Origin of the sequence: Rathayibacter sp. VKM Ac-2929, assembly GCF_022815495.1 — a bacterium.
In the GTDB taxonomy this organism is placed as follows: Bacteria; Actinomycetota; Actinomycetes; order Actinomycetales; family Microbacteriaceae; genus Rathayibacter; species Rathayibacter festucae.
The window spans coordinates 662,481-668,480 of record NZ_JALGRV010000004.1 but is presented as its reverse complement, the minus strand read 5'-3'; the positions used below and the strand labels follow the sequence as shown (position 1 = coordinate 668,480).

The following is a 6,000-nucleotide window of genomic DNA, read 5'->3' as shown; positions in this document are numbered from 1 at the left end:
TCCGGGAGGGTGCTCGCGGTTCTGCAGATCGCCTCGCCGACCTCCCAGAGGATCCGCGCGTCCCGCAGTAGGGCGCGAGTGAGGGGAAGGTGCTCCATCAGCATCTGCGCGGTCTCGAGGCGTCGGCAGACCTCCCGCTCGGACAGCCGAGCGTCACCGCGAGCTCGGCGCGGATGGAGCGCTCGACGAGATCTCGCGTCTCGCTGCGCGTCGCGCCGCGGGCGAACGCCTTTGGGACGGTGAGCGCGATGCGGTGGCCGCGGTGCATCCGTTCCGCGGCTCTGAGGCGCGTCGGCGAGGCGGCGCGCTCGGCGGCCGCGGAGTCGTCGAAGCAGTCGCGCACCTCCGCCAGTGCTGCCGCGTTCTCATCTTCTGACATACGGATATCGAAGCAGGGGCCACCGACGGCCGGGTCGGAACCACGGGCTGATCGGGGACAACGTCGTCGGAACCCGAGTGTGGAGGAGGCTCGCTCCCGGATCTCTCAGTGATCGTGGGTCTCGATACGCCGCCGGTGGCGGCTACTCGACCAGCATGCAAGGGCCGCCGAAGACGGCTACTCGACCAGCATGAAGCCCGCCGCCCGCATCGCGGCTGCGGACGGCGACCCCATGGCGATCGAGCAGCCCGCGGAGCGGGCATATCGAGATCCACCGTGCTGAGCTGGGCGGGTCTCGATACGCCCCTCCAGGGCTACTCGACCAGAATGAATGCCGCCGGAGGCGGCTGCTCGACCGGCACGAAGGGCGGCGAGGGCGAGAAGGAGGGCGGCCGAGGCGGCTACTCGGCCGACGCGGGGGCACGCCCGCGGACCGCGGCGACGACGGCCGCGACCGCGCGGTCGATGCTCGCCGCGCGGGCAGCGGCGTCCTCCTGCTCAGAGTCGTGGACGAAGGCCGTCGTGCCGCGCACGGCGCCGCAGTAGTCGACGACGCCGTGCTCGATCTGGGTGCGCAGGGACTGCTCGTAGCCGTGCCGCTCGTACACCCCGGCGCTGTCGCCGGCGATCGGCACGAGGTGGACGGTGAGCCCGCCGAGCTTCCGGCGCATCCCGTCGGCCGGGTCGATCTCGAAGGCCCACCCGTTGACGAAGACGCGGTCGATCCAGCCCTTCAGCAGCGCCGGCATCGACCACCAGTAGACGGGGAAGACCAGCACGAGGTGCTCGGCGGCGTCGAGCCGGCGCTGCTCGCTCGCGACGTCGGCCGGGTACTCGCCCGCGACGCGGTAGCTGTGCCGGTCGGCCGCACTGAAGCGCGGGTCGAAGCCCTCCGCGGCGAGATCCGCGAGCTCGGCCGGCGGCAGCTCCTCCGCGAGCCGTCGGGCCAGAGCGAGGGTGAGCGAGTCCCGATCGGGGTGGGCGGCGACGATGAGCGCGGTCATCCGTCCATCCAAGCGCAGCCGGCCGGCTCGGCGTGCGACGATCCGGCGTGCGACGACGCGGCATGCGACAGCACGAACGAGGAGGAGACCGATGACCGACCCGGAACCGCAGGACGTCCTGCACCGCGACGGCAGCCTCCGCGCTCGCGGCGCCACGCTCGACGGCGAGCTGCACGGCTACTGGGAGTGGTTCCGCCTGGACGGCACCCGCCTGCGCAGCGGGTCGTTCGATCGCGGGCGCCAGGTCGGAGTCTGGACCACCTACGACCGCACCGGCGCCCCGCACAAGGGGACCCGCTTCGGCGACTGAGGCGGCCGCGCCTCGGACCGCGCCTCAGGACCCGCCGCGCGCCAGGACACCGGTGACGAGCAGCTGCACGAGGGCGTCCGTGTCGTAGCGCGGGTCGCCCGCGCCGCCGATGCAGAGATTGCCGATGCCGCGCAGCAGGCCGTACGCCTCGACCGGCGGGGCGTCCGGCGCGATCGCCGCCTCGAGCAGCGTCGCGCAGACCGGCACCAGCCGGTCGACGAAGAAGGCGTGCAGGGCGTCGGAGCCGGCGCCGTCGCCCTGCAGCGCATCCGGCAGCCCGTGCTTGGTGACCAGGAAGTCGACGAACAGCGCCAGCCACGCGCGGAGCGCCGCCTCGGGCGAGTCGCTCTCGGCGAGGAGTCGCGGCCCGGCCTCGGCGCAGGCCTCGACCTGGTGCCGGTAGACGGCGACCACGAGGTCGGCCCGGGTGGGGAAGTGCCGGTAGATCGTGCCCGTGCCCACGCCGGCGCGCCTCGCGATCTCGCGGACGGGGGCGTCGACGCCGGACTCGACGAAGACCGCCGCGGCCGCGTCGAGCAGGGCCTGCGAGTCGCGCCGGGGTCGGCCGACGCGGGGGACCGCCGGGTCGGCGCCGCCATGATCCGTCACTGCTGCTCCTCCTCCGAACGCTCCGCTTGCTTAACGGAACAGCGCTCCGTATCGTTGCGGAACGTCGCTCCGATAAGCAGTATCGCAGAGCGCGAACCGGAAGGCACCAGCATGACCAGCACCGTCCCCACCTCTCTGCCCGAAGCACTCCCAGAAGTACTCTCCGGAGCACTCCCCGTCGTCTCGGTCGCCCCCGTCGAGCTCGACGCTCCGGGCCGCCCCGTCCCGCTCACCGTGCGGATCTCCGCCCCGGCGACCGGCACGGACCTCCCCGTCGTGCTCTTCTCGCACGGCAACGGCTGGAACCACGACGGCTACGCGCCGCTCACCGCGTACTGGGCCTCGCGCGGCTTCGTCGTGATCCAGCCGACACACCTCGACTCGAGGCGTCACGGCTTCGGCTTCGACCATCCCGTCTTCCCGACGATCTGGGAGGAGCGGATCGCCGATCTCACCCGCGTGCTCGACCGGCTCGACGTCCTCGAGGCGGCCGTGCCCGGTCTCGCCGGCCGGGTCGACTCGAGCCGCGTCGCCGTCGCCGGGCACTCCTGGGGCGCGCAGACGGCGCAGACGCTGCTCGGCGCCCGCATCGTCGGAGAGGACGGCTCGCTCAGCCCGGACCGCTCCGACCGCCGGGTGCGCGCCGGCGTCCTCCTCGCCGCGACGGGCGTCGCCGGCGACGACCTCGAGCCGTTCGCGCAGGCGGCCTTCCCCTTCCTCCGCCCCTCCTTCGCGCAGCTGAGCACGCCGACCCTCGTCGTCGCGGGCGACCGCGATCAGTCGCGGCTCTCCCGGCGCGGGCCGGACTGGTTCACCGACGCCTACACGCAGAGCCCGGGCGCGACCGACCTGCTCACCCTGCACGGCGGCGAGCACTCGCTCGGCGGCATCGTCGGCGAGGAGGTCGCCGAGACGACGGACGCGGATCCCGCGCGACTCTCCACGATCCAGCAGCTGACCACGGCCTACCTCCGCACGGCGCTCGGCGTCGACGAGAGCAGCTGGTCGGCGGCGCGGGCGGCGTTCCGCGAGGACGGGCGCGAGATCGGCCGCATCGACAGCGAGTGACGCCGCGCACTGCCATCGGGCGTCAGTCCTTCGCCGCCGCAGCCCCTCCGGCGAGGTCGTCCTCCGTCGGCTCGGTCACCCCGATCGTGCTGATGATCGGCATCGTGCCCGTCCGCGCGAGCGGCTCCTCGGCGGTCGGCGCCGACTCCGGATGCGGGGAGCGGCGCGCCCGCACCGGCGCCACCGCGCGGACGACCGGAGTGCGCAGCCGCCGGTACGCGATGCGGCCGAGGGTGACGCCGCCCGCGAGCCCGATCGCGATCATGCCCGCCTGGAGCAGCAGCTCGATCCCGCCCTCGGGGCCACGGCCGGAGGTGAGGTCGAGCACGCCGCGGTAGAGGGTCAGGCCGGGGAGCAGCGGCACGATGCCGCAGGCGGTGGTCACCACGGCGGGCACGCGCCAGCGCTCGGCCAGGGTCTCGCCGAGCAGGCCGATCACGATCGCGGGCACGGCGCTGGCGAGCAGCGGCGCGGCGCCCAGCCCGCTCAGCGCGTCGGAGGCGACCCACGCTCCCGCACCGGTGAGCGCGGCGACGAGCGCCGGCCGCGGGGGAGTGTGCGACGAGAGCGCCCAGGCCCCGGCTGCGATGCCGGCACCGAGGACCTGCACGCTCGCCGGCCAGGGGCGGGCATAGGAGTCGACCAGCACCAGCTCGACGCCGAGGGTGCGCGCGCCGTCGAGCACGGCGGCGATCCCGACGACGATGCCGAGCGTCAGCAGCCCGACCTCGAGCAGCCGGCCGCCGGCCGTGATCGGGAAGCCGTTGATGGCGTCGTCCGCCGCTCCGACGAAGGAGAGCCCGGCGAGCAGCACGACGACTCCGGAGGCGACCACCAGTGCCGGCGGCAGCACGGCGAACTCGACCGGCAGCTGCGGCACGACCGCGAGCAGCAGCACCGCGACTCCGGTCGCGAGCGCGGCTCCGGCGATCTGCTGGAAGAAGGCGGGCAGCCCCCAGCGGCCGAGCAGCTGGTTGACGCCGTCGATCGCGGCGGTCGTGAGCGCGGCGAGGAGGACGATGAGCGGCCCGCCGCCGAGCAGGATCGCGACGCCCGCGGCCATCACCGCGAGGGTGAGCGTCACGACGCTCCGCCGGTAGCGGTGCGGCTGGACGAGGATCGCGTCGAGCCGCTCATGCGCGTCCTCGAACTGCTGCCGGGCCTGGTCGCGCGCGGTCGACGAGTCGACGGTGTCGGCGACCCGGACCTCGGGGGAGCCGTCGGTGATCGCGGTGACCAGCGTCGTCACGCGGGCGAGCCGCTCGTAGTCGGCGCTGCGGGAGGCGACGACGCGCAGCACGCTCACGCTGGGCGAGTCCTCGCTGCCGTCGTGCACGACCAGGATCGAGGTGAAGGTGAGGTCGACCTGCACCTCGATGCCGTAGGCGCGGCAGACCCGCTCGATGGTCTCGGTGACCTCCGCGGCCGCGGACCCCAGCGAGAGCAGGGTCTCGCCGAGCCGCACCGCCAGCTCGAGCACGCCGCGCACGGTCTGCTCGGCGAGGACGGCGCGCTGCGAGCGCCGGCTCACCGGCGCGGCGGGGCGCTGGCCGCTCAGCGTGCCGACGAGCTGCCGGAGGAGTCGCTGCTGGAAGGGTCGAGGAGAGGGCACCCCCCGAGCGTACGGAGGACCACCGTCACCGGAGGACCGGCTCCGGAGGAGCGCCATCGCAGGCTCGGCGCCGCAGGACCTGAGTCGCAGGACCGGCGCCGCACCGCCGTCACCAGGGCACCACCTCGCCGCGGAAGTCGCGGTAGGCGATCCCGGGCGTGCCGAGGCGGCCGATCAGCACGTCGACCACCTTCGGCACGTTCTCCTCGATCGTGAACGGCGCGTCGTCGCCACCGAGCGCGGTCCGGATCCAACCCGGCGCGATCAGGACGATCGCCCGGCCCGTGCCGGACTGCCGCACCGCGAAGCTCTTCAGGAACTGGTTGAGCGCCGCCTTGCTGCCGCGGTAGACCTCCCGCCCGCCGCCGGTGTTGTTCGCGATGCTGCCCTGCCCCGACGACATCGCGCCGATCAGGCCGTCGCCAGCGACGAGGTCCTGCAGCGTCTCGATCACGCGCATCGGACTGAGCGCGTTGGTGACGAAGACCTCGACGAAGTCCTCCGTCGAGACCTGGCCGATGGGCGTGTCCTCGCTCGTCGTGGTGCCGGCGTTCACGAAGAGCAGGTCGAGCACGCGACCCGTCAGGCGCTCCCGAAGCGCCCGCGTCCCCTCCTCGTCGGTGATGTCGAGCCGCTCGATCGCCAGGCGGTCCGCGCCGACCTCGTCCTGGAGCTCGTGCAGAGGGGTGCGCCGGCCGGGATCGCGGACGGTGCCGATCACGTCCCAGCCGCGGCCGAGGAACTCCGCTGCGAGGGCGTGGCCCAGCCCACGGGAGGCGCCGGCGAGGAGGGCGGTGCGTGCGGTGCCGGACGGGGGGGTCGGTGTCGTCGATGTCGTGGTCATCCCGTCACTCTCACCCCGCCGCAGGTCGATCCGCGCGGCCTGTCAGCGAACCGTGCGCTGCGCGGCGCCGGTTCTCAGAGTCGGTGTCCGGCGGTGGTGGTCGCGCTCATGCTGATCGAGTAGCCCGCAGAGCGGGCGCATCGAGATCCACCGGAGTCGGAAGGCGGGGCTGCA

General features: G+C 73.8%; 7 protein-coding genes. 2 read left to right on the top strand and 5 right to left on the bottom strand.

Annotated elements, in window-relative coordinates:
• Positions 1 to 97: 97 nt before the first annotated feature.
• Entirely contained in the window at positions 98 to 379 is a 282-nt protein-coding gene (locus tag MT355_RS15730; protein ID WP_243600270.1) for a hypothetical protein, read from the bottom strand.
• Positions 380 to 780: 401 nt separating this feature from the next.
• On the bottom strand, positions 781 to 1,383 hold the full coding sequence (locus MT355_RS15725; RefSeq protein ID WP_243600269.1) for an NAD(P)H-dependent oxidoreductase: 603 nt from the start codon (positions 1,381 to 1,383) through the stop codon (positions 781 to 783).
• Between the two features lie 91 nt (positions 1,384 to 1,474).
• Between MT355_RS15725 and MT355_RS15720 the strand changes: the two genes are divergently transcribed.
• On the top strand, positions 1,475 to 1,693 hold the full coding sequence (locus MT355_RS15720) for a toxin-antitoxin system YwqK family antitoxin (RefSeq protein ID WP_243600268.1): 219 nt from the start codon (positions 1,475 to 1,477) through the stop codon (positions 1,691 to 1,693).
• 24 nt (positions 1,694 to 1,717) lie between these two features.
• Here MT355_RS15720 and MT355_RS15715 read toward each other — a convergent pair whose 3' ends face one another.
• On the bottom strand, positions 1,718 to 2,302 hold the full coding sequence (locus MT355_RS15715) for a TetR/AcrR family transcriptional regulator (protein WP_243600267.1): 585 nt from the start codon (positions 2,300 to 2,302) through the stop codon (positions 1,718 to 1,720).
• A gap of 111 nt (positions 2,303 to 2,413) precedes the next feature.
• Here MT355_RS15715 and MT355_RS15710 point away from each other — a divergent pair, with 111 nt between their 5' ends.
• On the top strand, positions 2,414 to 3,370 hold the full coding sequence (locus MT355_RS15710) for an alpha/beta fold hydrolase (protein ID WP_243600266.1): 957 nt from the start codon (positions 2,414 to 2,416) through the stop codon (positions 3,368 to 3,370).
• A gap of 22 nt (positions 3,371 to 3,392) precedes the next feature.
• Here the strand turns inward: MT355_RS15710 and MT355_RS15705 are convergent, their stop codons facing one another.
• Positions 3,393 to 4,982, bottom strand: coding sequence for a threonine/serine exporter ThrE family protein (locus tag MT355_RS15705; RefSeq protein WP_132437122.1), 1,590 nt, complete (start codon positions 4,980 to 4,982; stop codon positions 3,393 to 3,395).
• A 109-nt stretch (positions 4,983 to 5,091) separates the two neighbouring features.
• Positions 5,092 to 5,826: an SDR family NAD(P)-dependent oxidoreductase gene (locus MT355_RS15700; RefSeq protein ID WP_243600265.1), complete on the bottom strand. Its 735-nt coding sequence runs from the start codon at positions 5,824 to 5,826 to the stop codon at positions 5,092 to 5,094.
• Positions 5,827 to 6,000: the final 174 nt, after the last annotated feature.